This window comes from Prochlorococcus marinus str. MIT 9314 (assembly GCF_000760035.1).
Taxonomy (GTDB): Bacteria; Cyanobacteriota; Cyanobacteriia; order PCC-6307; family Cyanobiaceae; genus Prochlorococcus_A; species Prochlorococcus_A marinus_B.
Genome location: NZ_JNAO01000013.1, coordinates 116,960 through 131,452, shown reverse-complemented (window position 1 = coordinate 131,452; position 14,493 = coordinate 116,960). Strand labels below are relative to the sequence as shown.

14 protein-coding genes are annotated in these 14,493 nt (G+C 31.9%); 6 read left to right on the top strand and 8 right to left on the bottom strand.

What is annotated here, in order from left to right; genetic code table 11:
• Window positions 1–2: 2 nt before the first annotated feature.
• The 4 genes from fabZ to purC are packed head-to-tail and all read right to left on the bottom strand — an operon-like array spanning window position 3 to window position 4,222.
• Entirely contained in the window at window positions 3–461 is a 459-nt protein-coding gene (fabZ, locus tag EU98_RS01320; RefSeq protein ID WP_032516352.1) for a 3-hydroxyacyl-ACP dehydratase FabZ, read from the bottom strand.
• Between the two features lie 17 nt (window positions 462–478).
• Window positions 479–1,315 carry a UDP-3-O-acyl-N-acetylglucosamine deacetylase gene (gene lpxC, locus EU98_RS01325; RefSeq protein WP_032516351.1) on the bottom strand — a complete coding sequence of 279 codons (837 nt, stop codon included), beginning with the start codon at window positions 1,313–1,315 and terminating at the stop codon, window positions 479–481.
• Window positions 1,316–3,448: a BamA/TamA family outer membrane protein gene (locus EU98_RS01330; RefSeq protein ID WP_032516350.1), complete on the bottom strand. Its 2,133-nt coding sequence runs from the start codon at window positions 3,446–3,448 to the stop codon at window positions 1,316–1,318.
• A gap of 36 nt (window positions 3,449–3,484) precedes the next feature.
• Window positions 3,485–4,222 (bottom strand): phosphoribosylaminoimidazolesuccinocarboxamide synthase, encoded by a 738-nt coding sequence (gene purC / locus EU98_RS01335; protein WP_032516349.1) that lies wholly within the window; start codon window positions 4,220–4,222, stop codon window positions 3,485–3,487.
• Window positions 4,223–4,357: 135 nt separating this feature from the next.
• Here purC and purD point away from each other — a divergent pair, with 135 nt between their 5' ends.
• The gene (purD, locus tag EU98_RS01340) at window positions 4,358–5,689 is read left to right on the top strand and encodes a phosphoribosylamine--glycine ligase (RefSeq protein ID WP_032516348.1); all 1,332 of its coding nucleotides are present in this window, start codon (window positions 4,358–4,360) and stop codon (window positions 5,687–5,689) included.
• 4 nt (window positions 5,690–5,693) lie between these two features.
• The gene (locus tag EU98_RS0109190; RefSeq protein WP_032516347.1) at window positions 5,694–7,748 is read left to right on the top strand and encodes a HAMP domain-containing sensor histidine kinase; all 2,055 of its coding nucleotides are present in this window, start codon (window positions 5,694–5,696) and stop codon (window positions 7,746–7,748) included.
• 8 nt (window positions 7,749–7,756) lie between these two features.
• Here EU98_RS0109190 and kaiC read toward each other — a convergent pair whose 3' ends face one another.
• Both kaiC and kaiB read right to left on the bottom strand, forming a co-directional pair.
• Window positions 7,757–9,286: a circadian clock protein KaiC gene (gene kaiC, locus EU98_RS01345; protein WP_032516346.1), complete on the bottom strand. Its 1,530-nt coding sequence runs from the start codon at window positions 9,284–9,286 to the stop codon at window positions 7,757–7,759.
• A gap of 66 nt (window positions 9,287–9,352) precedes the next feature.
• Window positions 9,353–9,670 (bottom strand): circadian clock protein KaiB, encoded by a 318-nt coding sequence (kaiB, locus tag EU98_RS01350; protein WP_025913788.1) that lies wholly within the window; start codon window positions 9,668–9,670, stop codon window positions 9,353–9,355.
• Between the two features lie 143 nt (window positions 9,671–9,813).
• On the opposite strand from kaiB, the gene rplU reads away from it, so the two are divergent.
• Both rplU and rpmA read left to right on the top strand, forming a co-directional pair.
• Window positions 9,814–10,254: a 50S ribosomal protein L21 gene (rplU, locus tag EU98_RS01355; RefSeq protein WP_032516345.1), complete on the top strand. Its 441-nt coding sequence runs from the start codon at window positions 9,814–9,816 to the stop codon at window positions 10,252–10,254.
• Window positions 10,255–10,263: 9 nt separating this feature from the next.
• Window positions 10,264–10,524, top strand: a complete 261-nt coding sequence (rpmA, locus tag EU98_RS01360; RefSeq protein WP_025937540.1) for a 50S ribosomal protein L27 — start codon at window positions 10,264–10,266, stop codon at window positions 10,522–10,524.
• On the opposite strand, the gene EU98_RS01365 is transcribed toward rpmA, so the two are convergent.
• Window positions 10,517–11,191, bottom strand: a complete 675-nt coding sequence (locus EU98_RS01365; RefSeq protein ID WP_080725828.1) for a class I SAM-dependent methyltransferase — start codon at window positions 11,189–11,191, stop codon at window positions 10,517–10,519. The genes rpmA and EU98_RS01365 overlap by 8 nt on opposite strands.
• Window positions 11,192–11,333: 142 nt before the next feature.
• On the opposite strand from EU98_RS01365, the gene truB reads away from it, so the two are divergent.
• Entirely contained in the window at window positions 11,334–12,257 is a 924-nt protein-coding gene (gene truB / locus EU98_RS01370) for a tRNA pseudouridine(55) synthase TruB (RefSeq protein WP_032516343.1), read from the top strand.
• Window positions 12,258–12,260: 3 nt separating this feature from the next.
• Here the strand turns inward: truB and EU98_RS01375 are convergent, their stop codons facing one another.
• Entirely contained in the window at window positions 12,261–13,436 is a 1,176-nt protein-coding gene (locus EU98_RS01375; protein WP_052045513.1) for a SpoIID/LytB domain-containing protein, read from the bottom strand.
• Window positions 13,437–13,525: 89 nt separating this feature from the next.
• On the opposite strand from EU98_RS01375, the gene rnz reads away from it, so the two are divergent.
• Window positions 13,526–14,464 (top strand): ribonuclease Z, encoded by a 939-nt coding sequence (gene rnz / locus EU98_RS01380; protein WP_032516341.1) that lies wholly within the window; start codon window positions 13,526–13,528, stop codon window positions 14,462–14,464.
• Window positions 14,465–14,493 lie beyond the last annotated feature (29 nt).

Genomic DNA, 14,493 nt, shown 5'->3' with positions numbered 1-14,493 from the left:
CCCTAATCAACCAATGAAAACATTAATTCTCCAGCACAAACCAAGTTACCATCAACGTGCGCCTCACCTTTAACCTTACCAAATCTTTTTCTTTTAATAGACAATAACTCACAAGAAATTATCAATTGATCTCCTGGTACAACTGGTTTTCTGAATTTAACATTATTGATTCCAGCAAAGACGAAAAGTCCTTTGGGAAGATCGGGCATTTGCGTTACAATGATTCCACCAACTTGAGCCATTGATTCAACGATAAGAACTCCAGGCATCAAGGGTCTCTCAGGAAAATGTCCCTGAAATTGAGGCTCATTTATAGTTACATTTTTTATTGCAACCGCTTTCTCCCCTGGAATATGCTCTATGACTTTATCCACAAGAGCGAAAGGATATCTGTGAGGCAATAAACCTAGTATGTGCTCAGAGGAAAGTTGATTATTTTCACTGGATAATTTCTTTTCCAAAACAATTAAAGATAAGGTTAATTTTTTAGCGATGAGGCTAACAAAGCATTTAAAGAATGTGATCCTTTATAAACTAAAATTTGAGCCTTAGGTAACCCTACCAAAGCCAAGTCCCCAATTAGGTCTAAAATTTTATGTCTTATTGGTTCATTATCAAATCTTAATGGTGGATTAACCCATTTATCCCCGTCACAAACAAGAGCATTTTCCAAACTTCCGCCTTTTATTAATCCAAGTTCACTTAACTCTTGAAATTGATCTTTAAAACCAAATGTTCTAGCAGGAGCAATCATTTCAACAAAACTTTTTGGATTTAAGTCAATCACAAAAGTTTGATTTCCAATTGCTTTATAGGCAAAATTTATTGTGGATATTATTGTAGTTTTTTTAGAAGGTGTAGCCGCTATTACTGAGCCTTCTTTATTTAAAATTATTGATTTATTAATCTCTTGAAAGAAATTATCTGGTCTAGGTGCCTTTTTTATCCCTACTTCTTCAAAATCTTTAACCCACTGGATTGCTGAACCATCTAAAAGAGGAATCTCTTTCCCATCAACCTCAATATGAATATAACTTAACCCACACCCAGCCATTGATGATAGTAAATGCTCAATAGTATATAAATTTCGCCCCCCCAATTTAACTGCCGTACAAAGCATGGTGCTTCCAATTAAATCCTGAGTTAACTTAAAAATCTCACCAGGTTTATCCCTGAAAGAGACATAATATCCTTCTTTTTCATAAGGAGAAATTTTAACTCTTGTTTTTTCTCCACTATGCAGGCCTATACCTTCTCTGGAGATAACACCAGCTAAGGTATAGCAGAAATCATAATTAGCAGGCCAAGAAAACACTTAGAACTTCCATCCAACTCCAAGTGTATATCTCCAATCTCCACTTAAGTCCTTACTCGCAACATCTAATCTTAATGGCCCAATTGGTGTTTTTACTCCAACCCCTCCTCCAAGCGAATAACCAGAACCTGATTTCTGTAATAATTTACCGGGTTTTCCTGGAACATCTTTTTGAGATCCTAAATCACTTCCTGCATCAACAAATAAAGCTCCTGATATCATTCTCCAAACTGGAAATCTATATTCTGCGGTACCTTCAACAAAACTTTTACTTACAGCTAAATCACAAGAGCCCCACCCTCTAACTGATGATGTTCCTCCCATACAAAATGATTCATAAGGAGGCAGTTCCCCAAGAATAGTTCCAGCCTTAAATTGAAAACCAATAGCTTGAGGGCAATCTTCACTAGTAGCTTTACTAGATTTACATGCTTTAGTTAAATTGATCAGTTTTGTCGGTATAAAATATGAATATGAAGCTCTCATTCTATTAAAAGTTGGAGAATTTTTTCCTATTGAAACAAACTGTTCAGTCCCAAAGGTAAATTTATTTCCTGAAGTTGGGTTAATGGAACTGTTCAAATTATTTCTAGAAGTACTCGCGATAAAACTCACTAATGTATTTTCTGCAGGACATGATCCATCATTTGGAGTAAATCCAATACAGATAATATCATTTATATTTCCTGTTGTTGGAGTCTTATCACCATAAGGTTTTAAATTTCCATCACCATCAATCATCTTTACTTTCTTAAAGTTCATTCCTGCAAGAACTCTCCATTTAGCGACCTTAAATGGATCTCCGCCATTTAATGGCCTTGAGAAAGAAAATCCACCTCCTGTTTTTTCTAAAACTATTGATGAAAAACTATCAGAGGTTGAAGTACTAGTATCATCTACTGCGTATATGCGCCCATTTTTATCACTTCTAAATTCTTGTGGATAATCTCTACTTAAAAAAAGATTTGTTCTGAAAGATGTTTTATGTTTATCTCCTTTAATCCATGGATCAGATAATGAAAAGTTATAAGTGGTTGAATATTCTCCGAAATTTAGATTTAAATTTGTAGACCATGCTCTTCCTAGTGTATTTGTTTCCTGCAAACCAATTGAGGCGAAGATGCCTGCACCATTGCTATATCCAAGCCCACCTGTTAATGATCCTGTTCTTTGTTCGCTCAAGTCTAAAAAAATTATGACTTGGCCTGGATTCAATTTGTCAGGGCCAAGAGAAACCTTTACATCATCAAATAATGATGTGGAATAAAGTCTACCGATATCAGCTTCTAAAATTTTTCTATTAAATATTGAACCTGGTTGTGATTTTAATTCTCTTTTTATGACCCAATCTTTTGTTTTCCCTTTTCTAGGTTTTCCATCAATAACAAATTCACCATCAGAATCAGGGAATCTAATTTCTACGTCAGATATAATACCCTCAGAAACTTTTAATGTAATTACTCCGTTCTCAGAGATTCTATCAGGGCCATTAATTCTAACTAAAGAATAACCCTCTTTTTCATAACGTTTTTTTATAATTTCTATCTTATTTTGAAATTCATTTAAGTTAAGAGTTGTCCCATAATAATTATTAAAAATATCATCTACGTATTCATTAGAGATTAAAGAGTTTTTTGGTTTAAGTTCAACTTTCTTCAAAATTGGATTGGGCACTATTTTTACTATTAACCTCACACCTAGTGGCCCATCTTGAGACTTTATTTTAACTCCTGAAAACCAACCACTAGCGTAAATTGAATTGAGGTCTTGATTTAAAATTCGATTATCAACAATACTTCCAGGTTTTATGCTCATAGAATCATATGCAGCCAATTCAAGTTTTCTACCCTCAGGATGATTTTCCCAACCTTCGATAATTATTTCTGAGATAACAACACTTTCTTCATTAATTTCAGTATTATTTTCGGAAAGAAAAAATTTCTTCTCTTTTTTGAATTCAATACCTTGAAAAAAATCTTTGTTATTGTTGGATATTTCTAAGTTTTTTATTGATTTATCATCATCTATTGGCAAATACTTAGCAGCCAGTTCTGAATTATTTGATATCAAAATCAAGGGAGTGCAGGCAACATTTGTGAAAACCTTTCCGAATTTTAAAAAATGTTTTTGCATAGTAATTTTAATTAAGATAAATCAGTCATTATTTATTTATTTAAGTTCAAGATAATTGTTAATTCTTCGGTTAATTTCACTATAAGCTTCAATTAAACCACCAAGATCATTTCTAAATCTATCTTTATCTAGACTTACAATTGTATCATTTTTTTGATTTAGATCCCACAACCTACAATTATCAGGACTTATTTCATCTCCGAGAAGAATGTTATTTTTAAAATCATAACCAAATTCCAATTTGAAATCTACAAGTTGAAGTTGAATATTTTTAAAAAAACTTTTCAGGATTTCATTTACCTTAAAAGTTAAACTAATTATTAATTCTAAATCATCTGAGCTTAATATATTCATTAATTCAATTCTATCTTTTGTAATAAGGGGATCATTAAGTCCATCATTTTTAAGATAAATATCAATTAAAGGTTTTGGTAACAAAGTTCCAGGTTTAATAGTTGTTTGTTTGCACAAAGAACCATAAGCAGTATTTCTGAGAACAATTTCTAATGGAATTATTTTTATTTTTTTTGCAATCATTGTATTTTCATTTTCAAGTTTAATAAAATGAGTTGGAATATTCTTCTTAATTAGAATCTCAAAAATACTTGCACTTATTAAGCAATTAAGTTTGCCTTTACCTTCAAATTTTTCTTTTTTCAAAGCATTAAAGGCTGTAGCATCATCCTTAAATTCAATTTTTACTTTATTTTCATCATGATGAGCAAATACTTTTTTTGCTTTGCCTTCATAAATTAACACATGTTTATTATTCATTAATTTAAAGCCTCATTATCATTACTAATGAACTTTTTTTAATTAACATAATTATTAGAGATCAATTTCAAATGATTCTATTTTCATTTTAACTGATTATTAATCGAAACCTCATAACCTTAAAAAAACAAATATATGGGAATTCATTCACCTAGCTCTATGAACTCTTTTACATTAGAAAATATTTTAATAATTGGTAATGGCGGAAGAGAAAACTCTTTGGCTTGGGCTATTCAAAAAAATGAATTAGTTAAAAAAGTTTATTTAATACCTGGTAACGCTGGTTCAGAAAGAATAAATAAATGTGAAAGAATAAAAATTGATATAAATAATAAAAATGAACTAGTCGAAAAGCTTGATTTTCTTAAGATAGGTTTAGTCGTAATTGGACCAGAAATACCTTTGGCAAATGGATTAGCTGATTTTCTTCGCAGAAAAGATTTTAAAGTATTTGGTCCTAATAAAGACGGAGCAAAACTAGAGTTTAGCAAATCTTGGGCGAAGGAATTTATGCAAGACGCAAATATTCCAACTGCAAACTTTTGGAAAGTCAATTCTTTAGAGGAAGCCAAAAAGATTATTAATTCATCATCAATTCCACTTGTTGTAAAAGCTGATGGTCTAGCTTCAGGAAAAGGTGTTTTTATTCCTAATTCAAAAGAAGAATGCTTTAAAGCAGCAGAGACAATTTTCAATGGAAAATTTGGCAACTCAGGGAATGTAGTAGTTCTAGAAGAAAAAATTCAAGGTCCAGAAGTTTCTGTCTTTGCTTTATGCGATGGAAAGAGATATACATTACTACCGACAGCTCAAGATCACAAAAGACTCAATGAAAAAGATAAAGGACCAAATACAGGAGGAATGGGGGCTTATTCTCCTGCCCCATTATTAACAGAAGTTTACCTTGATAAGATAATCAAAGAGATAATTGAACCTACAATAAATGGGCTAAATAAAAGAAGTATTGACTATAGAGGAGTCATTTATTTTGGGTTAATGATCACAAAATCTGGGCCCAAGGTTATAGAATATAATTGCAGATTTGGTGATCCAGAATGCCAAACAATAATGCCCTTGATGGATCAAAATTTTGTATTTCTTTTAGAAAAATGCTCAATGGGAAGCTTAACTGGTGATGAAAAGATTAATACTTCTGATAAAGTTAGTGGTTGTGTAATAGCGACCTCCAAAGGTTATCCTCACGAATATAAAACTGGCTACCAAATAAATATAGGTAAGATTGATTCAAATGATTGTCAAATTTTTGACTCTGGTACTTCTTTGAGTGATAGTGGGAAATTATTAACTGCTGGAGGGAGAGTATTAAGTATTGTCTGTCAAGATAAAGACTTCGATATGGTTTTTGAAAAAGCATACAAAAATTTAAGAGAAATTCATTTTGAGGGTATTTACTTTAGAAATGACATAGGTCATCAAGTGAGAAAAAACTTCTCTAAGGAGAATTAAGCTTATGGTAGATACCAATAATCTAGAAAATAGAAAATATAACATCACTGATAATAAAGATATTAATAATAACTATTGGATTAATGGACTTCTCTCTTGGTGGAGTGGGTTCAGTTTAAGAACAAAGTTGTTAGCTATAGCAACTCTTGTCGTGAGCCTCCTAATGACAGGAATAACTTTTTTTGCCTTAAATAGTATTCAAAGAGATGCCGGTATGAATGATACTAGATATGCTAGAGACCTTGGCTTATTGTTGTCTGGGAATGTTACAGAATTAGTCGCTAATAATCAAAAAAAAGAAATTTCAAATGTAGCTGAAAAGTTTTGGAGATCAAGTCGAAACCTGCGTTATATTTTCTTTACTGATGCTGAAGATATTGTTCAACTTGGGATACCAATCAGTGCAACACCAACAAGCTCAGACAGTCAGTTTCAGCTCACTCGAAAATTAAAATTACCTTCAGAATTGAAGAAGAGACCACAATTTCCTTTGGTTAGGCAGCATGCTACACCTCAAGGTCAAGTAACAGATGTATTTGTCCCAATGTTGTGGAAAGGCAAATATCTTGGAACTTTAGCTTTGGGAGTCACCCCTAATAAAAAAGCATTAGCAAGTGCTGCCTTAACTAGAGAACTCACCATTGCAGTTTTTATCTCTATTTGGGTTTTAGTGATACTTGGAGCTGTATTTAATGCCCTTACTATCACAAGACCAGTCAGAGAGTTGGTCAGAGGTGTTAGAGAAATTTCAAAAGGAAATTTCAAATCCAGAATTTCTTTACCCATGACAGGTGATTTAGGAGAACTCTTAAATGGATTTAACCGCATGGCAACACAGTTAGAAAATTATGATGAAGCTAATATAGAAGAACTAAAAGCGGCACAAATCAAGCAACAATCATTAATAGCTACTATGGCTGATGGTGCAATATTATTGGACTCAAAGGGCAAGATTGTACTTACTAATCCAACAGCAAAGAGATTATTTCGTTGGGAAGGAAGATTTCTAGAAGGTAAACTTTTTTTAAATGAAATCCCCGAGATTTTATCCAATGACTTACATACAAATATAGAATCTATCTTAAACAGGGAAAAGGAGAAGGACGATTTAAGATTCAGCTTAGGAGAACCAGCAAGAACTTTAAGAATTGTCTTGCAATCAGTCTTAGATACAAATAAAGTTGAACTAAAAGGAATTGCTGTAACAATCCAAGATTTAACTAGAGAAGTTGAACTTAACGCGGCACAAAATAGATTCATAAGCAATGTATCGCATGAATTAAGGACACCACTTTTTAATATCAAAAGTTATGTAGAGACCTTACATGATTTAAAAGATCAGCTTACTGATGAAGAACAAATAGAATTTTTGGGGATTGCAAATTCAGAGACTGATAGGTTAACAAGACTTGTAAATGATGTCTTAGATTTATCTAGATTGGAATCTGGGAAAATTGTCCAGCTAGAGCAAATGGACATAAAACCAGCAATAGAACAGACTCTTAGAAATTATAGACTTAATGCTTCTGAAAAAAATGTTTCACTATCTCATGAAATAGAGGAAACTATTCCTCCAATTCTTGGAAATTTTGATTTACTTTTGCAGGTTTTTGATAATTTACTAGGAAATGGATTGAAATTTAGTCCAAAAAACAGTGCCATAACTATAAGAGCTTATACTTGGCCAGATTCCTGTCCTGCTTTCCCTCCAATTATTAAAAATGAAGCAGCCCCTCAATGTGAATTAGTTTCACCACTTCCAAAAGTAAGAATTGAGATTGCTGATACTGGCTCAGGAATATCTCAGACAGATCAAGAAAAGATATTTGATCGTTTTTATAGAGTAGAAAATTCTGTTCATACTGAGCAAGGTACCGGTTTAGGTTTATCTATAGTGCGGGGAATAATTGAAAAACATGGTGGGGAGATTCGTATGGCTAGTGAATTAGGAGTAGGAACAACCTTTTGGTTTGATTTAGCCTTGGCACAATCTGATAAAGATGAATTATTGACAAAAGCTATTAATAATTCAGATTCTTTTTCAGGTTCAGAAATTTAAGAAATTATCTAATTATTATCTATTCCTCTAAAAACATTTTGCACATTTTGATCAGGCACAACTCTGTGAGGAGCACCACTAAATATCTGTTCAAAATTAGAAAAAGAATCCCTTATTTCTGGGCCACTATTTGTAATAATAAATTCTCTTATTCGTTTATCATGCCATGATCCCCGCATTTTAAAAACATTTAAAGCTCGTGCCATCTCACCTTTTATTTCTACATATTGAAGCAACAATATTGTGTCTGTAATTGTTGAGATATGAGAATCAGTTATAGAATGACTTCCCATAAATTCTTCTGCAGTATTAGTAAAAAAGCCTGCTATTTCCTCTTGCTTTGTATAACCAGTGACAGCAATTACAAACTGTCTAAATGCGTTCAAACTTACACCTCTGGCTAATGCAGAGAGGGAGTCAATTGCCATTCTTTTTGGTTTAAATTGATTAATTTGCGTTTTTATAATTTGTAAATGATCCTCTAAACCAGTTGATTCAGGATATGCACAAATAATTTTTAGTAATCCATCACTTTCCATTCTTTCAAAATCTATTCCCCAGCTAGTCGCATTCCTAAGCAATTGAGCCCTAGATTCTTCATAAGCAAAAAGTATTGCTCTTTCATTATTGTTATAAGCATCTTCAACAAATTTTGACACAAGCATTGTTTTACCCGTACCAGTTGCTCCAGTGGCGAGAATAATGGAATCTTGAAAATATCCTCCACCACACATATCATCAAGATCTTTAACTCCAGAGCTAATCCTAATATTTGAAGATCTCTGCGTTAATCTCATTGCTCCTAGGGCAAATACACTTATTCCATCCATTCCCATAGTGAATGGATATTCACCTTTCATATGTACAGTACCTCTTAACTTAAGAACTTCTAAAGTTCTTCTTCTCTTCTCTGACTCAAGAACATTTCTTAATAAGACTACATTATCAGATACGAATTCTTCTACACCATATCTAGCAATTGGTCCGTAATCATCAACTCTTTCTGTAGTCATGACTGTTGTCACACCTATTTCTTTTAATCTTGCTATCAATCTAAATATTTCCCTTCTAACAACGTAAATAGCATCATACTGTTGAAAGACAGCAGTTATTGAATCTATTGCAACTCTTTTAGCTTTATATTTTCTAATTGCATAACTAATTCTCTCAATAAGACCAGACAAGTCAAAGTTACCAGCAACATCCTGACCATCTGGATCAGGAGATGCATCCAAAATAAAAAGTTTATTTTGATCAATTAATTCTTGTAAATCCCAACCAAAACTTGCGGCATTTCTAATAATATCCAAGGGTGATTCCTCAAATGTTACAAAGATTCCAGGCTCATCAAAATTACAAATTCCATGGTGTAAGTATTGCAGAGAAAAAACAGTTTTACCAGTTCCTGAAGTACCACTAACGAGTGTACTTCGAGATACAGGCAAACCACCCCTACAAACATCATCAAAACCTTCTATCCCTGTTGGTAATTTTTGGACTTGCATTTTATTTGATTTACCAAATTTCTTTTCATTCATAAGTTTGTGCTAGTTAAACAAAAATAAATTTTGAATTTAATTCAAATTTTAAAAGTTTTATAAATATTATTTATCTCCACTATATTCAGTTTCAGTTAATTCATCAAAAAGTAGATCTAAACCAATTAAAACTTTCTCTCTATCTGAAAGATCACCTATTATTTTTCTAACTGGTGGCGGTAAAATTTTAGCTAATGTTGGAGTAGCTAAAATTTTATCTTCTTCTGCAAGTTGTGGTTGCTTAAGTACATCGATAACCTTCAAAGCATAAACGCCTTTAAATTCATTATCTAAAATTTCTCTTAAGGTATTTAAAGCTCTCATCGAATTAGGAGTATTTCCAGCAACATAGAGTTTTAAAATATATGTTTTCCTTGCTGCCATTGTTATAGTTCCTGAATTGATATAAAAGATTTAAAACAACCCTTGACTTATTACACTACAAAATAAGAAAATAAACAAACTATTATGATTGCTCATTGGGCTTAATCAAATTATTAATTTGAGCCTAGTAGCGTCTTTAAAATATGACAAATTCTAAAAACTCCTCAAACAATTCTTCTGAAAGTAATGAATTGTATGCAATAGCAGAAACTTCAGGTCAACAATTTTGGTTCGAAGTTGATAGATACTATGACATAGACAGGTTGAATGCAAAAGAGAAAGATAAGATAACACTTGAAAAAGTCTTAGTTTTAAAGGACAAAGAATCTATAACTATTGGTAAACCTTACGTTAAAGATGCAAAAATTGAATTAGAAGTAGTCTCTCATAAAAGAGATAAAAAAATTCTTGTATACAAGATGCGTCCCAAAAAAAAGACAAGAAGAAAGATGGGACACAGACAAGAACTTACAAGAGTTATGGTAAAATCTATTTCAATTGGTAAAAGCGCTCCCAAGTCTTCTGTAAAAAAGGAAACTGTTAAAAAAGAGACTAAACCAAAATCAGAAAAATCTACAAATTAAACACTTCTAATGGCACATAAAAAAGGAACAGGTTCTACTAGAAACGGAAGAGATTCAAATTCCAAAAGATTGGGTGTTAAAGCTTATGGAGGAGAAAAAGTAACTGCTGGATCAATTTTAATTCGTCAAAGAGGTACTTCTTTCCTTCCCGGGAATAATGTTGGGAAGGGCAAAGATGACACCCTTTTTGCGCTCAAAGAAGGAACTGTAAGTTTCGAAAGCATTAAAAGAAATTTAAGAAATAGAAAAAGAGTTAATATAGTTATCTAATTTTCTTATAAGCTCTTGTAGTTATAAGAATAGGATGAAATACTTCTAAAAAATTTGATTGAAGAGTCTCAAAAAAATTTTCAACAATTTGAATGTCGTCGATATGAAACGGATATTCATTTTTTTCTCCTTTGAAAAAATACCAATTAAATAAAGCAATAGAATTACTATCCATAATCTCACTGAAATGATTTATTTGAGAAGCTGGATCAGCAAGATGTTCCAAAACATCAAGGCAAATTATCGTATCAAATTTAGATATTTGTGTATCTTGAATTGTCTTACAAAAAGTAAGTTTATTTTCGACTCCTAATTTCTTGGCCCTGTATTCAACAAAGCTTCTATTTGTCTCATTAATATCTACAAAAAAAACATGTTCAACTTTTGAAGACATAGCGTTTGCTAAGGCATGCGTTCCAATACCTCCTCCAAAATCTAAAACAAAATCTCTAGAAAATCTCTGCTGAAGTTTTAAAGTATCAGCGATGTAGTCCTTGCTTGTGATATGCCAAGCAGCTAAATCAGCTACATGCCGATCTCCAACTATTTGAGTATAAAAATCCGAAACATTATTCAAAGCATCTCCAGGATGTGAATTTGCCAAATTCATCTTTGCATTTGCAAGGAATCCATCTAAATCACATTCTCTAATAGATAAGTATTCCATTAAATGTGATTTCAAATTAAAAGCATTGTCTAAAAACTCTTTTACAATAATATTATTGTTCTTCAATTTCTTACTCTAAATTTCCGATAACAAAATCATAGGATGGTTATAAATCTTTCTCAAAGTATTCTTAATATTAAAAATGGAAACTAAAGATGGATTCTTAGTAATTAATAAAGATAAAGGATGTACCTCACATGATTGTGTTAAACAAATAAGGAAGTTACTTAATACGAAAAAGGTCGGTCACACAGGAACTCTTGACCCAGAAGTTATAGGAATATTACCAATTGCGATAGGCAGTGCAACAAGATTTATTCAATATCTACCTCAGGGTAAAACTTACATAGGACAAATTAAATTAGGGATAAGAACTAACACTGATGATATTCACGGAAAAATAATTAATCAAAAAAGTTGGCCAAAAATCAGTTATGACAAATTAGATCAATACTTAAATAAATTTAGAGGAATTATTAAACAAATTCCGCCGAAAGTATCTAGTGTGCACGTTAATGGTGAGAGAGCTTATAAGAAATCTTTCAGGAATGAAGTTTTTGAATTGGCACCAAGAGAAGTAAAAATAGACGAACTTACTTTAATGAAATGGGACCAAATAAACGGAATCATAGAAGTAAAAATCAAATGTTCAGCTGGCACATACATAAGAGCAATTGCAAGAGATTTAGGAGAAATTCTTAATTCCGAGGGTTGCCTTCTACAACTAAAAAGAATTTCAGCTTGTGGCTTTGATGAACAAAACTCGATAAAAATATCTGAGATGAAAAAAGAAAAGGGAAGGGAAAGCTCGAAAAATTTTATTATTCCAATAATTTCTGCTCTTAACCACATTTCGACCTTTGTCTTAAATAATGAAGAAGAAATCAATTTTTGGCAAACGGGAAGAGCCATTAAAGTTGATATTAATTGCTTTCAGGAAAGCCAATCTTTTGACTACAAAAAACCCATAAAAGTAATAGATAAAAAAGAAACTCTTCTTGGGATAGGCTTCTTAAATAAAAATCAATCTATTATAAATCCAAAATTAGTCCTGAATGCTAAATAATTTCTATAGGTAATCTTTTCTAAATGATTTAATCTGCACACCCCTATAAAAATGCTTTAATATTCTCTCAGCTTTTTGACCTCTGGACGCCAGATATTTAGCGCCCCATTGACTCATTCCTACTCCATGACCTGATCCCTGACCAAAAACTATCAAACCTTTTTTTATGGGAAATTTATTGTTTAATTTTTCCTCAAAAAATTTAAATCTCACAAAATTACTTTTGAGGCCTAATCTTTTTCTTAAAGCTACACCAGTTATTTGATCAGAACCATAAGCCCCAATAAGTTTTACATTTTTTACCCTGCCGGTACTAGTAATTTCGAGAATATCTATTTTTTTTAAACCTCCAATCTTGGGAAACAAATCTATTAATTCATTACTTGAAATTGTTTTTTGCCATCTAAATTTTGGATTATTTTTATCAAAATCTTTCACACTTGATAAATATGGATATTTATTCTTCCATACATCTTGACTATTTTCGGTCATTCCACCTGAGCTACTATGAAACAATGCATTAATTAATTTATCTTTATACGTCAAAACCAAAGATCTGGTACTTTTAACGGCTCTTATAGTTTTATAAGTTCTTGACTCCAACCCGTTATAGACTTGATTTTTCTGGGTTGAATCTATATCAAATAAATTATTTCCCTTTTGCTTTAAAGCATAAGTTCTTGAGGCAATTGCTTGTGCTTTTAATGCTTCAATAGGCCATTTTGTTGGCATCTCAGAGCCCACTACACTACTTAAGTATTTCTCTATTCCTAAAACATTAACTACCAATATTTCAGAATCAAGTACGAAGAGATTAAGCTTACCAGAAAATCTTTTCTGACCTACCCATATACCTCTTCCATCAAAGGATCTAATTTGTAATTGTTGATTACTTTTTAAGTCATATTTCTTTTGTTTATTTTTATCAAAATATAAAATTTTTCTATTTTTCTCATTTTTCACAGTTAAGCCTTTTATTTTTTTACTTGAAAAAAATTCCCCCTCTATTATTAAAGGAATTGATCTATCTGATCTAATCCTTAAATTGTTATTTTTTGATATCAAGACTCTAATTCTTGGCTCTCTAGATGCAAAAACACTTTTATTATGAAAAACACAAATAAATAAAATAGTAATCAAGCAAAATTTACTATAATAATTTTTAAATTTAAGTATCACTTTGTTTAAAAAACAAATGCTTAATTTGCCTAAGTTTGACTAAAAGTCTAGATTTAATCCAGATATAAAAATAAAAATATCATAAATAAGTGAATATCACCTTCCTAGGAACAAGCTCAGGAGTCCCATCCTTAACAAGAAATGTTTCTTCCTTAGCACTTAAATTATCACAATCATCAGAAGTTTGGCTTTTTGATTGTGGAGAGGGAACGCAACATCAAATAATGAAAAGCAATATTAAATCTTCACAAATCAAGAAAATATTTATTACACATATGCATGGAGATCATATTTATGGTTTACCTGGACTTTTGGCTACCTTAGGTTTATCTGGAAATAGTAAGGGTATTGAAATTTACGGTCCTTCAGAGTTGAGAAGTTTTATAAATTCTGCACTTAAAAGTAGTTTTTGCAAATTATCGTTCCCATTACATTTTGTGGAAGTTGAAAATTTTGCATCAGGAAATAAAATCCTATTTGAAAACAGCAAAATAAAAGTAAACTGCGCTTGTCTTAAACATAAAATACCTGCTTATGGTTATCGAGTTAGTGAAAAAGATAAACCAGGTATATTTGATATCAAAAAAGCAGAGTCTCTGAAAATAGCACCGGGACCAATTTATTCAGAACTCCAACAAGGTAAAAAAGTAGTATTAGCAGATGGTAGGACATTTGATGGGAAAGAATTCTGTGGACCCCCTAGAGAGGGTGAAAGTTTTGTTTATTGCACAGATACAGTCTTTAGTGAATCAGCTGTTTCACTATCAAAAAATGCCGATTTACTCGTACATGAATCGACTTTTTCAGAGGAGGATGAAAGCATGGCATACGAAAAATTACATTCCACAACAATCATGGCTGCCAAAACAGCATTATTATCTAACACAAAAAAATTAATTATTACTCATTTAAGTCCAAGATATACCAATAAAAACGCAATTACTCCAAGCGATTTGCTTAAAGAGGCTCAAAAAGTTTTTCCAAATACTCTGCTTGCAAAAGATTTTTTAACGGCAGAAATAAAATAAACTGCAACAGTTCGTTAGCAGGAGCGTTG

Bases quoted from the DNA above. Each gene is read 5' to 3' on its own strand.
- EU98_RS0109190 (WP_032516347.1), top strand. From the start codon at position 5,694: ATGGTAGATACCAATAATCTAGAAAATAGAAAATATAACATCACTGAT.
- kaiC (WP_032516346.1), bottom strand. From the start codon at position 9,286: ATGAATGAAAAGAAATTTGGTAAATCAAATAAAATGCAAGTCCAAAAA.
- truB (WP_032516343.1), top strand. From the start codon at position 11,334: ATGGAAACTAAAGATGGATTCTTAGTAATTAATAAAGATAAAGGATGT.
- rpmA (WP_025937540.1), top strand. From the start codon at position 10,264: ATGGCACATAAAAAAGGAACAGGTTCTACTAGAAACGGAAGAGATTCA.
- purD (WP_032516348.1), top strand. From the start codon at position 4,358: ATGGGAATTCATTCACCTAGCTCTATGAACTCTTTTACATTAGAAAAT.
- purC (WP_032516349.1), bottom strand. From the start codon at position 4,222: ATGAATAATAAACATGTGTTAATTTATGAAGGCAAAGCAAAAAAAGTA.
- EU98_RS01330 (WP_032516350.1), bottom strand. From the start codon at position 3,448: ATGCAAAAACATTTTTTAAAATTCGGAAAGGTTTTCACAAATGTTGCC.
- EU98_RS01365 (WP_080725828.1), bottom strand. From the start codon at position 11,191: ATGGAATACTTATCTATTAGAGAATGTGATTTAGATGGATTCCTTGCA.
- rplU (WP_032516345.1), top strand. From the start codon at position 9,814: ATGACAAATTCTAAAAACTCCTCAAACAATTCTTCTGAAAGTAATGAA.
- kaiB (WP_025913788.1), bottom strand. From the start codon at position 9,670: ATGGCAGCAAGGAAAACATATATTTTAAAACTCTATGTTGCTGGAAAT.